Genomic DNA, 16,276 nt, shown 5'->3' on the forward strand with positions numbered 1-16,276 from the left:
GTACTGTACGTCATACGTTGCGAGAGGAACCTGATGCCGGTCACGTACCTGGACGCAGCTGCCACGACACGCGTCGACCCTCGCGTCGCCGACGTCGTCCTTCACTGGATGACGGAGGACTTCGGGAACGCCGGCAGCCGCACACACGAGTACGGCACGCGAGCCAAGAAAGCCGTGCAGCGGTCACGCGAGCAACTCGCTGCCCAACTCGGCGCCACCGCAGATGAATTGATCTTCACCAGCGGTGCGACGGAGAGCAACAACATCGCCATCCTGGGATTGGCTGCCCACGGGGAGGCGACGGGGCGTCGCCACATCATCGCCTCGGCGATCGAGCACAAGGCAGTACTCGAACCCTTGGAGCATCTACAGAGCCGAGGCTTCGAAGTCGACTTCCTGAAGCCGAACCACTTTGGTCGCGTCAGCCTCGACGCCATTGAGGAACGCCTGCGCCCAGACACACTGCTGGTGTCGCTCATGCACGTCAACAACGAGACAGGCGTAATCCAACCTGTTGTCGAGCTTGCCCAGTTGCTCCATGGTACCGGTACCTACCTGCATGTGGACGCCGCACAGGGATTTGCGAAGCTACCCGCAGACCTGACCGCGCCGATCGACATGGTCAGCATCAGCGGCCACAAAATTGGGGCACCCAAAGGCATCGGGGCTCTCCTGGTCCGGGGGCGCGGTCGCAAGGCGGTGCCCCTCCAGCCGCTCATGTTCGGAGGCGGCCAAGAACGCAAGCTACGTCCCGGCACGCTGCCCGTTCCCCTGGTGATTGGGCTGGCCAAAGCGGAGGAAATCTTCCGGACAGGGCACGAGAAGTGGCTCGTCGGGGCGCACAAGATCCGCGAGCAGTTGCTCGGTGCGTTTTCCACAACGCCTTATCACCTCAACGGCGATCCCGAGCACACCGTGCCGCACATCCTCAACGTGTCCTTCGAAGGAGTCGACGCAGAGGCCATCATCGTCAACATTCAGGATCTCGCTGCCGTCTCCACCGGCTCGGCTTGCACGAGCGCCTCCTACACGCCCAGCCACGTCCTGCGCGCAATGGGGCTGCCGGAAAAGGTCGCATCCAATGGGCTGCGCCTATCCTGGTTCCCCTCCTCCCAAGTGGACGACCTCGACGCTGCGGGCATCGCAGCCACGGTCACCTCGCTCATGGACTGAGAGTCGGATACTCAGGCGCCGCCTCGTTCCCCGCAACGCGACGCACCAAGCGGTGCCCGCGCAGTTGGCGTCCGCACCGTTCCAGTTCAGCTTCCCACCCCTTCTCGGTCCCGATGAGGTGCGGCTGCTCGTACAGGCCCGCGCGCACCTCTGCCTCGGTGAGCCGCCGGTACTTGGCTACGTCAGGATCATCCGGCGCCAAGAACTCGTGCTTGCGGTGCAGCAAGGGACGGTTCGCGGACTCGGCGTATGAGGTGTACGTGGTGTCCAGCCCCTTCATCTCCACCGAATAGGAGGCGGAGAGCTTCGGGTGCGGGTCGATGTCGAACTGAGGGTAGTCCAGCCAGCTCACCGCTCGCCCCTGATGGCAGAGCTTCACCAGCGTCCAGTCAGGCGGACGGCCTGCCGCGATCGCCGCGCAGTGCTCGTACAGGCGCAGCACCGTCGGGATCTGTTCCGCCGACCGGCGATGCACGTACAGGGCAGTCGGAGTGAGCTTGCCAACCTTCGATGCCCGCATGGCTCCCCGCACGTAGGCGTCGTCGCGGAGCTTCAGCAGGAGGCGATCAGCCCGCTTGCACGCCTCCATGTAAGAGGAGAAGCAGGCTCGGATGTCGAGCTGTACCGACAGCGGCAGGCTGCCGAAGGGGCCCCGCCCGTTGAACAACTCGACGGCGAGGAACAACAGTATGTTCAGCGTGGTGCGGTTAGCGCCGGCCGCGATCTTCTCCGGGGCAGCGGAGCGGCGCACCAAGCGTTGGAGGTCAGGCGCTCGTAAGTGGCCGAGGAGCTTCGCCAAGTGCTCCGGCATCTCTTCGATACGAGGGAGGCGTCCGCGTTGCTCGGTGAACGCAACGACCGCGGCGATGGCAGACGTAGTGTCATCGGACTTCAGCCACTCCGCATCGGGGACGACCCTACGGGCTAGGAAAGCGATGCGCGTCATTTCCGCTCGGAAGGCGTAGACAACTCCCGGGGCAGCGGAAACGCACCGAACTCCTGTCGCCTCCTGTACAAAGTCCCGCAGCTCTCCCGTTCCAAACAGGTGCTGGAAAGTCTGTCGGCTCGTGAGCACCCCGTCCGCATACCCCTCGCCACGGACCTTGTTCCGTTCCCACGTCAGCCGCGCTGACACCACCAGGACGGACCGGGCGAGTTCCCAGGCGCGCAACAGCGTTGCGCGGCGCTCCTCGGGATCCTCAATAACGTTGAGCACGTAGGTGAGCAGAACGGCATCGGACGGGACCTGCGCGCCATCCGGGAAGTAGTACGGGTCCCAGCCCTCGGCGTCCACCTGCATGTGCCGAAGACTCCGGACGTCATCGCCTCGACCGCAGCCATAGTCGAAGACACGGAGACCCGGCTGGATCTGACCATCGATCACTGCCTGCCGGGCGGGGGCAGACAGACCAGCACGCCCGATCGCTGTTAGCCGCCGATCGCTTCCCCACGGTCCCGCCATTCCGCCCCACCATCATGCGGCCCCACGTACGAGTTCCAGCGTATTGGCCACGCACAGGGGTCGGCGGCGACTTTGCAGCATTCTTCGAAGCTGCGCCATGGCACAACGTTGATGCCCGTCGGCCTCAAGCGGCTCTTGCCTGGCCGCTCAGGGATGATGACCAGGCGGCACATGGCCTATGGCACCGTGGATGGACGCGGGTGGAGGCGCTGGGGACTCCATTGTCCGCGTCGCCCCACCCCGCCTCGCCCTACTACTGGAAAGGATCAGGCCGCCATTCCTGTTGGTCGCCGTTGAAGTTGCCTTCGCGTAGATCACTCAGGGCAGTCGCGTACCCGATCTCGATTGCCTCGGCGATCAGCTTCTGCAGCTGAGTCGGCGCCACCAAGAGCCCCGAGCCAGTGCCTGAGCAGAGGTTGGCCGCAGCATGGCTGGCTGCCTGGGCGTGGGCACCAGGAACCGTCGCGATGTCTAGCTAGGGCCGTGATGAACTGAGCAGCGCTCTCGATCTCTTCCAGCGGATGCGAAGTCATGGCGGTCAGTATCCGCACGTCGGTGACGCGAGGGGATGCCGTCTCTGGTGCACTGCCCCGCCCATCGCTGGAATTCGATCGACGCCGACAGGGTGCCAGTGAACCTTCGCTACCCAAGGCCGTCGCGCGGGCTGAGGCCAAGCGGCCCCTGGTCAAGCCCCTGTTTCTGGCGACACCCCGTGTTCCAGGTAGGATGTCAGGCCGGCTGCGCGGGCCTGGATCCCGGCGGTGATCCGGCGTACCAGGCGGGGGATAGTGAGCTCTGGCAGTTGCTCAGCGTGGTGAAAGTCGTAGCTGCGGAGCTCGTCCGCTTGCAGCGCGATCTGCTGGCGCTGGTCCGCGCTGAGACGGCCACCGTCGAAGAGGTAGAGGACCTTGTCTCCCTCTCCCGGATTCGGCGCCCAGTCCACGACGAGCAGGCGGCCGATGTGGGGCTTGATACCCAGCTCTTCGTGGACTTCGCGCACGCAGGCTTGTCGGGGAGACTCCCCATGCTCGACGTATCCGCCGGGGATGTCGCGGTAGTCCTTGTACGAGGGTTCGACGAGCAGGACTCGGTCGGCGTCGTCGAAGAAGAGTGCGCCGGCTGCCATGCGCGGGTGGGCCATCTTCGCTTCGTGCTCGTTCTCGCTCACGGGACGGACTCTAACTGCCGACGACGCCGAGCCTGCGTGCCAGGTCTGCCACCGGCTGGGATGGGCGGCCTCGGGTACCTCGAATCCAGCCGATGACCAGTTCCCGGCTCAGGTAGTGGTGGCGCACCTGCTCGGGGGCAGCCTGTTCGGCGTCCAGCAGGGTGGCCAGGGCTTCGTCGGTCCGGTTCCAGGCGCTGAGTGCTCGGGCGACTTCCAGGTTGTGCCTCACACGGCGTTCCACCGGCAAGCCGCTGGTGTCGATGCGTTGTCCGAGGTCCGCGGCTATTTGAATGTCTCCGAGCTCTCCGGCGGTGGCGACGCAATGGATGGCCACGTTCGTCGGGCCGAAGGCCGTCCACAGGTGGTTGGCATCGGTGCCCAACCGCTGTGCGGCTTCGTCAGCTTCTCGAAGGAAGGTTTGCGTCGTCGCCCGATCCTCCGCTCGGGCGGTCGCCATGGCACCGGCGAGGAAGAGAGTGCCGTAGGCCGAGAGGTATTCGTCGTTCGCGGTGCCCAAGCCGGGCTGCATCACGGCCGCCGCATCGTTCACCAGCTGGACCGCCGGGGTGAAGCGCCCGGTGGCCAACAGGCAGTGTGTGACCGCCCGGAAGAGCGAGCCCGTTACCGCGCTCTGGCCGCTGTGCTGCGCGGCCGCCAGGCCGCGGTCGGCGGCGATCCATGCCAGCTCCGACTCCCCGACCTTGCCCAGCACCATGGCCGCGCCTTGGTAGGTGAGGGCGAGCAGGGCATGAGCCTCCTCCCGCTTACGCCCCGAGTGCGCGCGGGATGCGGCGAGGGCATCGGCCAGTACGAGGGGAAGGCGTCGCGTGGCGAAGCCGTAGCGGGACGCCTGATAGGCGTCGAGGATCTCCTTCACGTTGGCCCGAAGGTCCTTCAAGGCGGGCGGTTTGTCATCAGGCGGAGGCCCCAGCAGCGGCGTGAGCTGCTTGTAGTCCATGAGGGCTTCGCGCAGGGCGGGGACCGTGCGGCGGCCGCTGTCGTTCGACCACTCCATGAGGGTCGGTTCGGCGAGCAGGTCTCCGAGGGAGACGTCGAGGGCCTCGGCGAGTGAGGTGATCACCGAGAGCCGGTCGAGCTCGATCCGATTGTTCTCCGCTTTGCTCAGCCAGTCCGTGGTCCGTCCGACAAGGCCGGCCAGGACTTCTTGGGAGAGGCCGCGCCGGCGCCGGTACCAGGCGACGCGCTCGCCGATGGTCAGGTTCTCTGTCATCCCTCGCATGTCCTGAGCATCACCTCGTGGCCGGAATCGACCCCGGAAGGATTTTCCGGGGTGCTGCGGGGTGCCGTACCTACTGTCGCAGTAGATCGAAAAGGCCGCGGGGCAATGTGGTCAACTCCCTTCGCCTCGGCTGGCTTTGGTGATCGGTCCTGCTTCTCAGATGGGAGCAGGGCACGGCTCGCTGATACGGACTGGAGGTGTGGAGGGTGCGCAGCACGAAGACGGCGGAGCCGTGGACCAAGCAGGGTCTCGGCCCGTTCGGCCGGGCAGCTCTCAAGCCGTACTCCAGAACGCGATTCGCCACGGACGGCAGTGCCTTGCTGAAGATCTACGTGGGCATCGACCCCGAAGGTCGTCGCCAGCGTGAGGTCGCGACGGTCGAGCGCGCTGCCCTGTGGGGTATCTCGGTCCCGGCCGTCCTGGCCACGGGAAACGATGAGCCCGGGTCTTGGACGGCATTCCGGACGGTGGATGGGTCGCCGTGCTCGGTAAGCACGCACTCAGCGATTGAGGAGTACATCGGTCACGTCGTGGCTGTGAGCGGCAGGCTGCACCGGCCAATCGCTGGCGCCACTCCCGGCTCCGGCTGGGAAGCACGGCAATCAAGTGTCGTTTCCTCGCGCCAGTTCCTGCTCGATCAGTTCTCTCCTCGCTGCCGGTCGCTGCCCTGGTGGGCGGTGCTGAGTGAGGCCCTCCAACCGATCGACTCCCATCCGGTCGTTCGCCTGCATGGTGATCTCAAGCCCGAGCACCTCCTCATCGACGGTGAGCGCCTGCACGTCGTCGACTGGGAGGCGAGCGCCTGCGGACCGGCCGTACTCGACTACACCGACGTGGTGTTCCACCTCGTACGCGACCTGCTGTACGGGGGCATGCCGCCCGGACGTATCCCGGTCGATCTCCTGACCCGGTTGCCGTTCAGCGGGCCGGTCCTGGCCTGGCGCCTCCTCCTCTGGCTCGATCGCCGTCGGACGCGGGACATCGACCTCATCACCGCCCACGACGTCTATCGACTCGCTGCCGAGGAACAGGCTGCCTCCGCGTCCCGGTCGCTTGCTCAGTCGGTCGCGCTCCTCCGCGCTGCCGGCGTCCCTCGCTGAATCCTCCGCTCCACCGCTCGTCCAGGCGTGCTGACGCCTGCGCTCATCCCCTTCTACCCACCCCTGAACCGGAGTTCGTGATGCCTCGTACGAGCACGACCATCGACAACAGCCACATCGTCATCGACACCGGCATGGCCCAGCCGGACGCGACGACCATCGTGGAACGCAAGGGCCTCGGCCATCCGGACACCCTGGCCGACCATCTCGCCGAGCGGTTGTCCCGCGCCTACAGCCGATACACCGTTCAGCACTTCGGCGCTGTACTGCACCACAACTTCGACAAACTCGCCCTCCTCGGTGGAGCCAGCGAGGTGCGGTACGGCGCCGGCCGGATGACGTCGCCGGTGCGGGTCCTGGTGAATGGGAGGGCCGCGCCGTTGTGCGGCGGCGAGCGGATCCCGGTCGAGGACATAGTGGAGGCCGAGGTCCGGGCGTTCTTCGCCGAGCGACTGCCCGAGGTCTCGGCTCACCTCAACATCGTCTTCAACATCACCAGCAATTCGAGCCCGGGTGCTGTCCTCACCGGCGACGGGGTGCCCGACCGCACTCGCTGGTTCAACCCGCGCTCCGTCGAGGATCTCCGCGAGCGGCGGGTACGGCTCTCCAACGACACGTCTCTCGGTACCGGCTGGGCGCCGGAGAACCCCTTCGAGTCGTTCGTACGGGAACTGGTGGACCACTTCTCCGGGAAGAGCGAGTTCACGCTCGCCCACGCCTGGTGCGGCTCGGACGTCAAACTCATGGGTTACTGGGACGGCGCTCAGGCCGACATCGTGTTGTGCGTCCCCCAGAAGTCGCGCCACGTCGCGAGCCGGGCGGCGTACGTCTGCAACGCGGAGACCGTCCTCGCCGAGTGCCACCGCCTGGCCGCCCTCCGGCTGCCCGGAGCGGAGGCGCGCTTCCGGCTGAATGCCCGCGACGTTCCGGAGAAGGACGAGCTGTACCTGACGTACACCGGCAGCTCGATCGAGTCGGGAGACGAAGGCCTCGTTGGGCGAGGCAACCGGGTCAACGGGCTGATCACACCGCTGCGGCCGATGAACCTGGAGGGCGCCAACGGCAAGAACCCCGTCTACCACGTCGGCAAGCTGTACAACGTCGCCGCGCAGCGACTCGCCAACCGGCTCCACGAGGCGACCGAGGGGCACGCCGAGGTTCACCTGGTGAGCACGACTGGGCAGCGACTCGACCAGCCCTGGCGCGTCCTCGTCCGCCTTTCCTCTCCCGACGTCGAGGTGGACAAGGTGCAGGCCCTGGTCACCGAGGCGCTCGGCGAGTTCCTGGCCCTGACGGACGAGCTGGTTTCCGACGGGATCGTGCTGAGCTGATGGTGATGCGGACGCTCGGAGAGGTTCCCGCAGGGTGCCGACAGCGGCTACTTGCGCACTACGGGCCGGAAGCCCAGGCGTGGCTGGACGCAGCACCGGCCCTGCTGGAACAGGCCGCCGAATGCTGGAAGTTGTCCCTCGGCGACTATCACGACGCCGGACACGCCTCGGTGATCGCGACAGCGACCGCCCTCGACGGGCGTCCGCTACTCCTCAAGGCATGGACCGACCCCACCCGGTATCGCCACGAAGTGAGTGCACTGCGGCTGTGGGCCGGCGGGCCGACGGCGGACGTCATCGAGGCCGCTGACGACCTAGCGGTGGCCGCCCTGGAGCTGGTGGGAGGGCGCCCTGGTGGCGCCGAGCGGCCAGAGCGCGAGGTTCAGATGGTGGCGGCTGCCCTTCAGGGGCTGCACACCCTCGGCCAGCGCCGAAGGCGACCGAACAGCTTCCCGCTGCTCACCGACCACCTCGGCACGGAGATGCTGCCGCGGATCCGGCGACGGATGGAGACGCTCGACCTCGACGCATGGCATCTCCTCGTCGACGCCGCGCTCCCGGCGCTCGCAGGACTGCAGGAAGACCGAGGCAGCACGACTGTCCTGCACGCGGACTTGTATCGGGAGAACGTGCCATTCGACTGGCTGGGGCACCCTCGCCTACTCGATCCGCTGCCCATGCTGGGCGACGCGGCATTCGACTGGGCCTTCTGGACCGTCTACTACAACCTTGGGCACGGGACCGACGGGCGGCTGGCCGCTGCCGCCCGGATCTCGCGGATCCCCATTCCCGTACTCGCGCCGTGGTGCAGAGCGCTGGCCCTCGACGGACTCCTCTACTACCTGGAGGCCGGGGACCCGAGAGCACCGCAGATGGCGGAAGTGCTCGCCGGCCTTTCCGCATCGACCCCGAGGAGGGGCTCGTGACCACCTACGTTCTCCGCCACGGCCAGACGAACTACAGCAAGCGGTACCTCGTCAACGGCGACCCGTCCCAACCCATCCACCTGGCCGAGGAGGGTCGACAATCGCTGAGCCTGGGCTGGTCCACCCTCCCCCTCCACACCGTGCGGACGTGGCTGACCAGCGAGTTCCCGCGTGCCCAGCAGACGGCTTCTCTGCTGATGGGCGTGCCGGCGGCGGAACTGGTCATCGACCCTCGCCTGAATGAACTCGACTACGGAGAGTTCGAGGGCCGCCCGTTCCTGGAGTACGCGGTCTGGCTTGACGGCCAGGGTCCGAACGAGCGGCCTGCGGGTGGCACCGAGTCCCAGCGCGCCGGCATCCGGAGGATGCTCACCGGATTGCTCGCCACCCTGAAGCGACCCGGACCCCGCGTTCTCGTAGGCCACGGCCTTTTGGCCTCCGTGCTCCTCTGGCATCAGAACCGATCTCCGAAGGAGCCCATGCCGCTCTTCTTCCCGGAGGCGCCGTACGTCGAGCCGATCGCCATACCTGACGACGAGCTGCCGGACTGGATCACGGCGCTGATGAGTGATCTCGACAGGGACGTTCCCGGAGGTCGTGCTGACCGCGGTGGCGCGGACATATTCCGGATCGGTGAGGGCTCGGCGGTTGCTACGGTCGATTCCGTATCCCACCAGCCGGATCAAAAGGATCTTCCTCATGCATGATGCCCGCGCCCTAATCGAAATGGGTGCCGAAGCGGTTCGTCGGCTCGCTCGTCGCGGTTACTCTCTGGACCTGTCCGAGCTGGAGTCCCTCCAGTCTCGGCGCAACCAGAACATCCGCTCGGCTGACGAGCTGCGGGCTGAGTCCAAGCGGGTGGCAAGTGAGGTCCAGCAGACGGCCAAGCAGGGCGGCGACATCTCCAAGCTGAAGGAGCGCGCCCGCGAGCTGAAGGACCAGATCCGGGACATCGAGGCCGGGCAGGTGCAGATCGAGGAACAGCTCCGCGATCTCCTCCTCAGCATCCCGAACCTGCCGGACGACGCAGCCCCGGACGGCGACTCTGAGGACTTCGCGGTCGAGGTACGGCGGGTCGGCACTCCGCCGGCCTTCCCCTTCGAGCCGAAGGACCACGTCGACCTCGGCGAGGCCATCGGCATCCTCGACTTCGCCCGGGCGACGAAGCTGTCCGGCCCGCGCTTCGCGGTCTCGCGCGGCGCCGGAGCAGCGCTGGAGCGTGCCCTGGCCACACTCTTCCTCGACCTGCACACCCGTCGGCACGGGTACGTCGAGCACGCGGTCCCGTACCTGGTCACCCGCAAGACGATGACCGGCACGGGGCAGCTGCCGAAGTTCGAGGAGGACCTGTTCAAGACCGGCGTCGCCGACCGCGAGCTGTTCCTGATCCCGACGGCCGAGGTGCCGCTGACTAACCTCTACGCGGACGAGATCATCCCGCCGGCCGAGCTGCCGCTGGCGCTCACCGCCCACACGCCGTGCTTCCGGTCCGAAGCGGGCTCGTACGGCCGCGACACCCGGGGGCTGATCCGTCAGCATCAGTTCGCCAAGGTCGAGATCGTCCAGATGGTCGACCCGGCGGACGCGGACACCACGCTGGAGACCATGGTCGGCCACGCCGAGGCATGCCTGAAGGAACTCGGCCTCGCCTACCGCGTCGTCAAGCTGGCCGCCGGCGACACGGGCTTCTCCGCCCAGCTCACGTACGACATCGAGGTCTGGATCCCGAGCCAGAACACGTACCGCGAGATCTCCTCGGTCTCCAACTTCGGCACCTTCCAGGCCCGCCGGGCCAACATCCGGACCCGAGGCGAGGACGGCAAGCCCAAGCTCGTCGCCACCCTCAACGGCTCCGGCCTCCCCGTCGGCCGCACCCTGGCCGCTCTCCTTGAGCAGTGCCAGCAGCAGGACGGCTCCATCTTCCTGCCCGAATCGCTCGTCCCGTACCTCGGCTTCCGCCGGATCTCGGCGGACGGAACACCGGAGGCATAACGTGCTCGTCGGCGTCTGCGACTTCCCTGGTAGCTACGCCTTTCCACCCGCCGGCTACGGCGGGATCGAACGATGGCTGTGGGCGGTCGCCGTAGGTGCCCGAGCCGCAGGCGCCGACGTACACCTCCTCGGGCCGGGCTGGCTCACGGACCTGGAGAACGACTGGGTCCGCAAGCCGGTTCGCCTGGAGGACATCACACCCGGAACGCTCGCCGAGCGCGAGCTGCGCGACAGCGGCTACGACCTCCTGATCGTGGGCCACGAGTACCCGTCGCTTCCGGCTTGGACCCGCACGTCGAGCGAGCTGGACTGCGACGTCGCCACGTTCCAGCACTCGCCGGTCTTCCAACACACCGACACCGCCTTCGACGGCCTGCGGTCGCGGCTCTACTGCTACTCGCCCGAGATGACCGAGCGCTACGCCGACCACCGACCGATCCCCGAACTCGCCGTTCACCTCGGCCTCCGCGAGGAGGAGCCTCCCGCCACCGCTGGTACCGACCTCGTCTGGCTCGGGCGGATCGACGAGGACAAGGTCCCTCACATCGCCGTGCGGGCGGCACAGATCCTTGGCCGCCGGATCCGAATCGTTGGTCCGGTCTTCGACAAGGAATATGTGCGCCGCCACGAGGACCTCTTCGGCGCCGAACACGTGGAGTGGGTCGGGGAGCTCGGTGGCACCGCCAAGACGGCCGCGATCGCCCAGGCGTCGGTCTTCGTCTACACGTACGCGCGTGGGTACGTGGAGGCCGGTGCCGCTGTCTTCGGTGAATCCCTCCGTGCTGGCACGCCCATGGCTGCTCTCACCTGGCGGGAAGGGACATGCGCCCAGGCGGCCCTGTGCAACGAGACCGGTGGGGTCGCCGTCGTCGACCCGCTGGAGGACGATGAGACGGCGGCGCGAAGGCTCTCCGACTCGATCCAGCAAGCGGAAGACCTCGATCACCGCCGGGTCCAGGCCATCGGGATGCAGCGCTTCGACCCGGTCCGCCACTTCCAGACAATGGCGACGCGACCGTGCTGACCCGCGCGAACCGCGTGCTCGGGGAAGACTTGGCCCAGCAGATACCCGTCGTTCTGCGTGCTGCGTTAGGCCCCCACTGGGAGTTCACGGCCGACGGCCGTCACATCCAGGTCCGCCACTCGAACCGCGGTACCCCCTACAGGCCACCGCGCAGACCGCCCTCATGGAGGGAGCTGCTCGCCTCCCTGGAGACTGGCTTCGCGCGAGTTGGGGCCCCACGCGATGCCTGCCTTCCCCTCCGCTGGGGGCGGGAGACCGAACTGACCATCTCCGCGGTCCAGGCCCTTGACCCACTTCTCAAAGAAGGCCAACTCCGCACGCACCGAGAAGGGTTCCTTCCCCAGCCAGTCGTCCGCTTCACAGGCCAGCGCGACGCCACCGGCCACCTGAAGGACGGCTTCCTGACCTCCTTCGTCAACGTATCCCGGGTCCAACCCATAGGCAGCTTGGACGAGTACGGCGCCATTCTCGATGGCTGGCTGACAGTCCTTTCCCAACTCGGCTTCCACGCACGGCACCTGAGCATCAACGGCGACCTGACTTCGTGGCGTCGGCGTCAGGTGGAGGGGATCACGCTGCGCTTCCGCCATCTGGACCGCGCCCTCGGCGACATCGTCCTCCTGTGGAACACCGAACACCCAGGCCGGATAGCCGTAGACCTGGGCAGCGGACTGGAACGCCTGGCATGGGCTCGCACCCAGGAGCGCTGGCACCAACTGATCTACGGAAGCTTCGCCGGGACTGCGCCGCCGACCACGCTGGATGCCATCCGCACGGCCACGCTCCTCCTCGGACACGGGATCACCCCAACTGCCCGAGGCGCAGGAGGAATCACCCGGCGTGTCATCGGCGCCATCGACCGAGATGCCGCACGTCTTGGCGTCGGGGCTCTGGTCCGGGACATGTACGGCTACTGGTCGCTCGTGGGCGCGCTGCGGGCACCGTGGCCTGAGATCGCCCGTGCAATCGAGGAAGAGATGCGCCTCTAGGGCACCCTGCGTCGGTTCGCGTCTCCTGTCATCCAAGCGAGGCATATGACAGCGAACTCGGCCGTCGTCGAGAGAGCGCGACCGTGATCAGCCCGCCTGTGCCAGGTCGTCGGCTCTGCGGCGCGCGGCGGCCCGGCCTGCGGCCGCTTGCGCCCAGGAACTGGCAGCGGCCCAGAACGCGGAACGGTTCCACCAAGCACCGCCGTTGACGATCGGCACCGTGGTGGTCCCCCGTATCGCCCGTTGAAGCAGGTTGCGCTCCCACTGCCGGGCTGCCGCTGCATCCGCGGTCGGAGCCCACCACACCACGGCGTCACGGGCGACCATCACACGGTTGAACGACTCCCAGTGGTCCGCCATATATGCCTCGTCTGCCCCGGCTTCGACCGCCTCGTGGCCCTCGCGCACCCAGCGCAGCTCCTGCGCGCCGAGCCGACTGCGCAGGCCGTTCTTCCCCGACGCCTTCCCGATGTATAGCACCTGGTGGGTCAGCCGCGACGACCATACGTACACGCCTGGCCCCCAGGGCAGTTGCGCACGGGCATCCGGGTCGAGCGGGTCGGAACATGACCACTCAAGCTCACCGGTGGTGACAGTGACGACGTCCTTGATCGCGTGCAGTGCCAGGACGTGCAGGGGTATTGGCATGCTTCGGGAGGCTACCCGGCGCCAGCGGCATCGCCGTCCGGCACCCGCGAGCGATCCGCAAAGTCCCTGCCGACGTCGTCATGGTCTCCGGCCACCACCGGCTTCAGATGGGCAGATCGGCCTCCCGTTGACCATCCAACCCAGGTGACCCGAGATCAGCGCATTGCACACGACTGACTTTGCTGTCGAGGGACAGTTGCCCCCTGTCACCCATTCGGGCGTCTGACAGCGAACCCAGCCGCTTCGGCTGTGTATGACAGTGAACCTAGTCGTGCAGCGTGAGCACTCGTGGGGCGCGACGAACAAGACCAGGCCCAACCGTTCGGCACGAAGGACAACATCGGTGACTGAGACCAATTGGCAGCTGGTCGCGGATGCGCTTGGCCATCTGTACGCCGGACCGACTGCAGAGCAGCATGCCATCGCCGACGAGTTGAAGTTTCCCCTGGCGCCGGGCACACCCACCCCGGTCGCTGCCGCCCTGCTCCGCGCTCACCTTGCAAAACCGCTGCGCCTGCGAGAGCACCCGCCGATCGACGAGCCGGAGTACGACTACCTCGCCCGCGTTGCAACTGAGACGAACCTGCACGTCCCAGTCCTCGAAGAGATAGGCAGCCGGGATCTTCTGGACGCGTGGCTCGAAGTCGCCTGGGCACGGCGAACGGTCCACCACCTCGAACGCCTACGCCCCGAGGTGGGTGATATCGCGATCACCGTGAGGAGAAGAAAGCCCGAGGAGGACCGGTACGGGCAGATCAGCTCGATCAGCCTCAGCGGCCAGCTGAACTTCCGCGGTGGTCTCGGCAGAAGAGCGTGGCCCCACACCGTCAAGCGCGTCGCGAAGGTCAGCGACGCCGACCATGGTGAACTTCTCACCAGGGCTCGTGAGGAGGTCGCCGCCGAGGACCAGTACCCTGAGCGTGTCACCAAACGAGAGCTCGCGCTGCTCGATAACTGGAAGGTCCCACGTCGCTCCTCGCTGGCGGACTGTCGAGCTCTCCAAGAGGCCCTGGACAGCGCCACCGAAGAACGGCCGATGCAGGTTGTTCTGGAGAACCACCCAGCACTCCTTGCCAACATGATCACGGGCAACCACGGGGTATGGGTCCGACCGCAGGTTCGTCTGGGCGACCAGTACGTTTCGGACTTCCTCATCGCCAGTGAGACCTCGGCAGGGATGCGCTGGCACCTCGTCGAACTCGAATGCCCCACAGCGCGGATCACCAACGCTGGAAACCGACGCGAATCTCCCACACTGCGCCATGCCATCGAACAGATCCAGGACTGGCGAGAGTGGCTGAAGACCAATCTCCTGGCCGCCAGGGAAAAGCTCCCAGGCATCACCATGGACGCACGCGGACTCATCATTATGGGACGGGAGGACGGGACGGACAGAGCCCGCGAGATCCGGGATCGCCGGTCCGCCAATGACCGGATCGAGGTCCGGACGTATGACTGGCTCCTACGCGCCGCCCGCCGCGCCGACTCTATGGCCCGGGGCCTGCTCGACGAGGAAACCGGAGACCTCGACCTGGACTGGTGACGTCGCCCGCGGACACCCTCGGGCCCTTCCATCATCCAAGCAGGGGCGCAAGCTACCGCCACCCACGTATGGATATGCAGGGGCGGGAAACATGACCGGCCCGTCTCATCCCTGTCGGCGCCACTGGCAATTCCCATGGCCAGATCGACGACGCTCTCCACTCCGCGAGATCACTGGGCTCGATCCACCGTGCAGCGGCACAACCGGTCTTGCCCAACCAACCAAGTCCGCGCAGGTCGGGAACCTTCACCGAACTGGATTCGATGGCAACGGACAACAGTTCGCCGGGGTCAGACAGGAAAGGCTCCCTGAGGGACTGGTGCGCGGCGGCAAGCCATGTCAACGTACAACGCTCTGCTGGAAAACCACCCCGAGCCCACGGAGGCGCCCCTGCACCCGCACCACCCCAGCGAACCTTCCCATCCCGAGTCGCCGGACCCGGTGTACTGGGTCACCCCGCGCCATTTTGCCGGTGATGACGGTGCGCTCGCCGAGCGGATCGGCGACATCCTGGTTGGCCTCGGCTGGCGCATGTGGCCGACCTCCCGCAACACCCTGCTGTACGTGAGTCCGGACGGCCTGTGCGGCGCCGAATGGATTCTCGCGGCTTACCCGTTCGAGCTGGGCGGACTGCCGGTGGTCTGGCAGTTGAGCGTCCGCCCGCAGGCCACGTCCGTGATGGCGGAGTGGAACGCGTACTTCACCACCGGCGTTCCGTACGAGGCGCTGGCCGATCTCCTCGTGGCGATCGACACTCGTACGACGCCCGACGTCGGCTTCGCGGGGCCCGAGGCCGTCCTTGACGCGCTCGGTGCCCGTAGCTGGCTCCGGGACGTGGATCGGCCTCATACCGCCGCCATGGATCCCGGGCTCTCCGCGAGCGTCTCTCTGGAGCTGGTGCCGCCGCTCGTCCAGGACGCTGATCCGCGCCCTGACCTGGTGGGCTGGCAGGCGTGGGCGGAACCCGTTCTCGGTGAACCGTACTTGTGGTGCGCCAGCTTCAGCGCGAGCGTCCCCCACGACCTCGTGGCCGCGTTCGCCGCCTCGCTCGCCTCACCGGTCCCAGTGCCCCGCCGCACCGTGCCCGAGAGCGCCGAGGGCCGGCTCACCGTCGTCCGCCGCAGCTGACGACGCCTGCTCCCGAGGAGCCGCTGTTGTGCGGCTCGTCGCCGATCTCCCCGAGCGGAGGCACATTCCTGTGCCCGCCGGATAACAGAGAGGAAGAGATCTTGTTCTTTCGACGCGCTCGCGAGGACCGTGTATTCCGTGAAGCCCAGCGTGCGGGCTATCCGCGGTTCATGCAGCTACAGGCCACGCAGCCGTGGCCCGACGTCCCTGAGCGGACCGCACCGGCTCCGGCTGTGGAGGAATCGGTGGAGGGTGACTTCCTGCCGCTGGAGTTGCGGGTGCCGTCCCGGCAGGAAGTGGCCGGCCTGATGATGCGCTGGCAGCAGCCGCTCGTCATCGATGGCGAGGTCCGTACCTGCCCCGGGTGCGGCGCGTACCGGGACTGGATCGTGTTCTGCCTGCGCGACGACTCGGTGTGGCTGCGCTGCCGGGCCGGTCACGAGACGAAGGAGCTGGGTCTGGACGCGGCTTGGTACAACCGCCACTCCGGTCCCGTCGACCGGTTCCATCCCACCCTTGAAGAGGGCCTGCGCCACCTCGGCCACTGAACCC

15 protein-coding genes are annotated in these 16,276 nt (G+C 67.0%); 11 read left to right on the top strand and 4 right to left on the bottom strand.

Going from position 1 to position 16,276, the window contains the following annotated elements:
• The first annotated feature begins 33 nt into the window (after positions 1-33).
• The gene (gene dndA, locus J5X86_RS02875; RefSeq protein WP_208515213.1) at positions 34-1,173 is read left to right on the top strand and encodes a cysteine desulfurase DndA; all 1,140 of its coding nucleotides are present in this window, start codon (positions 34-36) and stop codon (positions 1,171-1,173) included.
• Here the strand turns inward: dndA and J5X86_RS02880 are convergent.
• The 3 genes from J5X86_RS02880 to J5X86_RS02890 all read right to left on the bottom strand — a co-directional run bounded on the left by J5X86_RS02880 (position 1,163) and on the right by J5X86_RS02890 (position 5,034).
• Complete coding sequence (locus tag J5X86_RS02880; RefSeq protein ID WP_208515214.1) at positions 1,163-2,635, bottom strand: DNA phosphorothioation-associated putative methyltransferase; 1,473 nt, start codon at positions 2,633-2,635, stop codon at positions 1,163-1,165. The genes dndA and J5X86_RS02880 overlap by 11 nt on opposite strands.
• A 685-nt stretch (positions 2,636-3,320) precedes the next feature.
• On the bottom strand, positions 3,321-3,803 hold the full coding sequence (locus J5X86_RS02885; protein ID WP_308124425.1) for an NUDIX hydrolase: 483 nt from the start codon (positions 3,801-3,803) through the stop codon (positions 3,321-3,323).
• A 10-nt stretch (positions 3,804-3,813) separates the two neighbouring features.
• Positions 3,814-5,034, bottom strand: coding sequence for a helix-turn-helix domain-containing protein (locus J5X86_RS02890; protein WP_208515215.1), 1,221 nt, complete (start codon positions 5,032-5,034; stop codon positions 3,814-3,816).
• 215 nt (positions 5,035-5,249) lie between these two features.
• Between J5X86_RS02890 and J5X86_RS02895 the strand changes: the two genes are divergently transcribed.
• The 7 genes from J5X86_RS02895 to J5X86_RS50355 all read left to right on the top strand — a co-directional run bounded on the left by J5X86_RS02895 (position 5,250) and on the right by J5X86_RS50355 (position 12,405).
• Entirely contained in the window at positions 5,250-6,143 is an 894-nt protein-coding gene (locus J5X86_RS02895; protein WP_208515216.1) for an aminoglycoside phosphotransferase family protein, read from the top strand.
• Positions 6,144-6,223: 80 nt separating this feature from the next.
• A complete protein-coding gene (locus J5X86_RS02900) occupies positions 6,224-7,474 on the top strand; it encodes a methionine adenosyltransferase (protein WP_208515217.1) in 1,251 nt (416 codons plus the stop codon).
• Positions 7,475-7,479: 5 nt separating this feature from the next.
• The gene (locus tag J5X86_RS02905) at positions 7,480-8,400 is read left to right on the top strand and encodes an aminoglycoside phosphotransferase family protein (protein WP_243979219.1); all 921 of its coding nucleotides are present in this window, start codon (positions 7,480-7,482) and stop codon (positions 8,398-8,400) included.
• Positions 8,397-9,107, top strand: a complete 711-nt coding sequence (locus tag J5X86_RS02910; RefSeq protein WP_208515219.1) for a histidine phosphatase family protein — start codon at positions 8,397-8,399, stop codon at positions 9,105-9,107. The genes J5X86_RS02905 and J5X86_RS02910 overlap by 4 nt, the downstream gene beginning before the upstream one ends.
• The gene (serS, locus tag J5X86_RS02915) at positions 9,100-10,392 is read left to right on the top strand and encodes a serine--tRNA ligase (protein WP_208515220.1); all 1,293 of its coding nucleotides are present in this window, start codon (positions 9,100-9,102) and stop codon (positions 10,390-10,392) included. The genes J5X86_RS02910 and serS overlap by 8 nt, the downstream gene beginning before the upstream one ends.
• Position 10,393: 1 nt before the next feature.
• Positions 10,394-11,416 carry a glycosyltransferase gene (locus tag J5X86_RS02920; protein WP_208515221.1) on the top strand — a complete coding sequence of 341 codons (1,023 nt, stop codon included), beginning with the start codon at positions 10,394-10,396 and terminating at the stop codon, positions 11,414-11,416.
• Between the two features lie 446 nt (positions 11,417-11,862).
• Positions 11,863-12,405: a hypothetical protein gene (locus J5X86_RS50355; protein WP_243979220.1), complete on the top strand. Its 543-nt coding sequence runs from the start codon at positions 11,863-11,865 to the stop codon at positions 12,403-12,405.
• Positions 12,406-12,492: 87 nt separating this feature from the next.
• Here J5X86_RS50355 and J5X86_RS02930 read toward each other — a convergent pair whose 3' ends face one another.
• Positions 12,493-13,053: a hypothetical protein gene (locus tag J5X86_RS02930; RefSeq protein ID WP_208515223.1), complete on the bottom strand. Its 561-nt coding sequence runs from the start codon at positions 13,051-13,053 to the stop codon at positions 12,493-12,495.
• 343 nt (positions 13,054-13,396) lie between these two features.
• Between J5X86_RS02930 and J5X86_RS02935 the strand changes: the two genes are divergently transcribed.
• The 3 genes from J5X86_RS02935 (at position 13,397) to J5X86_RS50360 (ending at position 16,272) form a co-directional block, all read left to right on the top strand.
• Positions 13,397-14,596, top strand: a complete 1,200-nt coding sequence (locus J5X86_RS02935; RefSeq protein ID WP_208515224.1) for a Shedu anti-phage system protein SduA domain-containing protein — start codon at positions 13,397-13,399, stop codon at positions 14,594-14,596.
• A 336-nt stretch (positions 14,597-14,932) separates the two neighbouring features.
• Positions 14,933-15,724, top strand: coding sequence for a DUF317 domain-containing protein (locus J5X86_RS02940; RefSeq protein ID WP_208515225.1), 792 nt, complete (start codon positions 14,933-14,935; stop codon positions 15,722-15,724).
• 245 nt (positions 15,725-15,969) lie between these two features.
• A complete protein-coding gene (locus J5X86_RS50360; protein WP_308124426.1) occupies positions 15,970-16,272 on the top strand; it encodes a hypothetical protein in 303 nt (100 codons plus the stop codon).
• Positions 16,273-16,276: the final 4 nt, after the last annotated feature.

Origin of the sequence: Streptomyces sp. NEAU-YJ-81 (assembly GCF_017592595.1) — a bacterium.
In the GTDB taxonomy this organism is placed as follows: Bacteria; Actinomycetota; Actinomycetes; order Streptomycetales; family Streptomycetaceae; genus Streptomyces; species Streptomyces hygroscopicus_B.

Excerpts from the sequence above, each read along its gene's own strand:
- J5X86_RS02905 (WP_243979219.1), top strand. The coding sequence starts at position 7,480 with ATGCGGACGCTCGGAGAGGTTCCCGCAGGGTGCCGACAGCGGCTACTT.
- J5X86_RS02890 (WP_208515215.1), bottom strand. The coding sequence starts at position 5,034 with ATGACAGAGAACCTGACCATCGGCGAGCGCGTCGCCTGGTACCGGCGC.
- J5X86_RS02930 (WP_208515223.1), bottom strand. The coding sequence starts at position 13,053 with ATGCCAATACCCCTGCACGTCCTGGCACTGCACGCGATCAAGGACGTC.
- J5X86_RS02940 (WP_208515225.1), top strand. The coding sequence starts at position 14,933 with ATGTCAACGTACAACGCTCTGCTGGAAAACCACCCCGAGCCCACGGAG.
- dndA (WP_208515213.1), top strand. The coding sequence starts at position 34 with ATGCCGGTCACGTACCTGGACGCAGCTGCCACGACACGCGTCGACCCT.
- J5X86_RS02900 (WP_208515217.1), top strand. The coding sequence starts at position 6,224 with ATGCCTCGTACGAGCACGACCATCGACAACAGCCACATCGTCATCGAC.
- J5X86_RS02880 (WP_208515214.1), bottom strand. The coding sequence starts at position 2,635 with ATGGCGGGACCGTGGGGAAGCGATCGGCGGCTAACAGCGATCGGGCGT.
- serS (WP_208515220.1), top strand. The coding sequence starts at position 9,100 with ATGCATGATGCCCGCGCCCTAATCGAAATGGGTGCCGAAGCGGTTCGT.